The following is a 2,576-nucleotide window of genomic DNA, read 5'->3' on the forward strand; positions in this document are numbered from 1 at the left end:
GATGCGGGGCATATGGTGGAATATTTGCCTACCTATTCGCCAGTTCTTAATCCAATTGAACATAAATGGGCACAAGCTAAATGTAAAAAAAGAGCGCTCGGATGCGACAAAGATATTTTGTTCGCACTCAATATGGTGTAATCAAAATTAAGTTGCTTAGCTATATTTGATTAATCCAACGCGATACAGATGCACAGCCAATCCGAAATTGCTTCGCTGTTTCTCGGATACTGAACCCTTTTCTTCCATCGTAAATATCACTTTACGTCTAAAATCAATTGAATAGCTCATATAAATAATGTCATCAAAATTAAGTCGCTTAGCTATATTTCGCAAAGAACCTTTGGCAATATCCCCATGATCGATTCGATACTCGGTCATTTTATTGGCATGATAAACGGCAACAAATTCAGCCGCCATTTCAGTGGCAAATTTTTGGATAATAAAGTTAATAACATTATAGATAGCTATCGGATCGATGATAGCAAACCACTCAGCGACTTCATTTTCTGAAGGTAAAGTAAATAGCTGCGCTTTTAAAGCCGGATCACATAAAGCCGGATCACAGGCTTCATCAAGTAAAACAGATTTGAATGCGTCAATAATATGCTGTGGCAATATTAAATCTTCCCGCTGCTGTTGGCGTACGACATTCTCTTTAATATAAATTGATAGTAGTGATTGCGCAGCATCTCAACGAGCAAAATCATTACTGGCATATTGCATCAATAATGCTAATTGCTCATCAGTGTATGAATAATCCAATTTCACCGGCGCGGAAAATTCAAGCAGTAATGAAGGTATTGGCGGCGAATTAACCTGATCAAAAACAAAAGTTTGCTTAGCCTTCCTTAACCACATTAAGCACGGAATACACAGCACGACCATGATGCTGTAATGGAAAATTACATTACCTTGCGTTATCATACAGCTCAATATCTAGAGCGGTATATGTAATGGTAATTTTTCTGCTTGATCTGCCGTTGGTGCTGTGATTTGACTAATATGCAATAAATATTGCTGTTTTTCCGCTAAATATTCATCTCTGACCGTCACTAAAGGTGTACCCGATTGGCTATACCAACGACGAAAGAGAGTCAAATCAATATTAGAAGCGTCTTCCATCGCTTGCACGAAATCATCACAGGTTGCGGCACTACCATCATGGCGGGCGGGTATAGAGTTTCATACCCGCCTGAAACTGTTCTTCGCCTAACAGCGTATGCAACATCTGAATAACTTCCGCCCCTTTTTCATAAACGGTTAAAGTGTAGAAGTTGTTCATTTCTATTACTTTTCCGAACGAATAGGATGCCCCATCGTACTGGCATCTTCTGCAAATTGATGCGCACGCATCAGCCTGACATTTTCAATCCGATTTACAAAACGAGAACCCAAATTAGAACTAAATTCTTGATCGCGAAAAACGGTTAACCCTTCCTTCAGGCTTAATTGAAACCAATCTCGGCAAGTAATACGATTACCCGTCCAATTATGAAAATATAGCTAAGCGTCTTAATTTTGATTACAAAATATATGTTTTTCTCCAGTATAAATTTACTGATATAGAGTAATTACTTGTAATCATTTTAAAGTCGCCCAGCTATATTCATGACCAATCACTGCTTCAATATTCAGATAATCCTTATCCGTTGCCGTTTCTGTTTTGGCCAACACATATTTGGCATTGAAAATATTGAGTCCTTTATTTTCCATCGCTCCCATATTAAAGAAATCAACGGCCACTATCATATAAATATCTAAATCATATTCGTAGCCAAAACGTCTTTCATCCCAACGCATGGCATTTTTCAAAGAGACCATTGCCCAGTCAGCCCGATCAAGGTTACCCTTATCGACAAAAAGTGCTAACGTAACATTACGGCCACTTTGGCTAACATAATTATCATAAAGAACATCAAAATCACCTGCTACCAGGGCGAAAAGATAACTTGGCTTAGGGAAAGGATCTTGCCATTTTACCCAATGGTGGCCATCGTTTGTTTCTCCTTTGTCAATCTGATTACCATTGGAGAGCAAATACGGATAGCGCGATTTATCGGCGGTAATACAAGTTGTAAAACGTGCTAATACATCTGGCCTATCTAAATAATAGGTAATATGATGGAAACCTTCTGCCTCACACTGAGTACAAAGAACATCAGCTGACACATAAAGCCCTTCTAATGCAGTATTTTTTAGCGGATTTATTTCATTAACTACCTTAAGAACAAAAGTATCAGGCACTGATTGCATAATCAGTTTTCCTGCCTCTTCACGATAGGCTGTCCACGGTTTATCATCAATATGAATAGTGTGCAAAATCAGGTTTTCGCCATCGAGTATCAACACATTAGCCTCTGAATTTAATCGTTTTACTCGGCTAATGGCAGTGACCATGGTGGTTGCAGGATCAAGCACAAAATCCAATTCAATATCGGTAATGGTGTAATCAAGCGCCTGGTAATCCAGACGATATTTCTCTTGTCACTGTTGCATCATAGTAAATTTTTACTTGTATCAATTATTGTTATAGCTGGGCGACTTTAAAATGATTACAAGTAATTACTCTACAT

The 2,576-nt window shown here is 38.4% G+C and carries 1 protein-coding gene and 3 pseudogenes; 1 reads left to right on the forward strand and 3 read right to left on the reverse strand.

Features of this window, described 5'->3' with window-relative positions; all coding sequences use genetic code 11:
* Nucleotides 1-12: 12 nt before the first annotated feature.
* A complete protein-coding gene (locus ARSQ2_RS15100) occupies nucleotides 13-141 on the forward strand; it encodes a hypothetical protein (RefSeq protein WP_420837776.1) in 129 nt (42 codons plus the stop codon).
* Nucleotides 142-156: 15 nt separating this feature from the next.
* Here the strand turns inward: ARSQ2_RS15100 and ARSQ2_RS13275 are convergent.
* The 3 pseudogenes from ARSQ2_RS13275 to ARSQ2_RS15105 all read right to left on the reverse strand — a co-directional run.
* Nucleotides 157-681 (reverse strand): annotated as a pseudogene (locus tag ARSQ2_RS13275) (aminopeptidase N C-terminal domain-containing protein); the annotation flags it as partial.
* Nucleotides 682-693: 12 nt separating this feature from the next.
* Nucleotides 694-1,125 (reverse strand): annotated as a pseudogene (locus tag ARSQ2_RS13280) (DUF3458 domain-containing protein).
* Nucleotides 1,126-1,162: 37 nt separating this feature from the next.
* Nucleotides 1,163-2,256: pseudogene (locus tag ARSQ2_RS15105) on the reverse strand (M1 family aminopeptidase).
* Nucleotides 2,257-2,576: the final 320 nt, after the last annotated feature.

Origin of the sequence: Arsenophonus endosymbiont of Bemisia tabaci Q2 (genome assembly GCF_902713415.1) — a bacterium.
Taxonomy (GTDB): Bacteria; Pseudomonadota; Gammaproteobacteria; order Enterobacterales; family Enterobacteriaceae; genus Arsenophonus.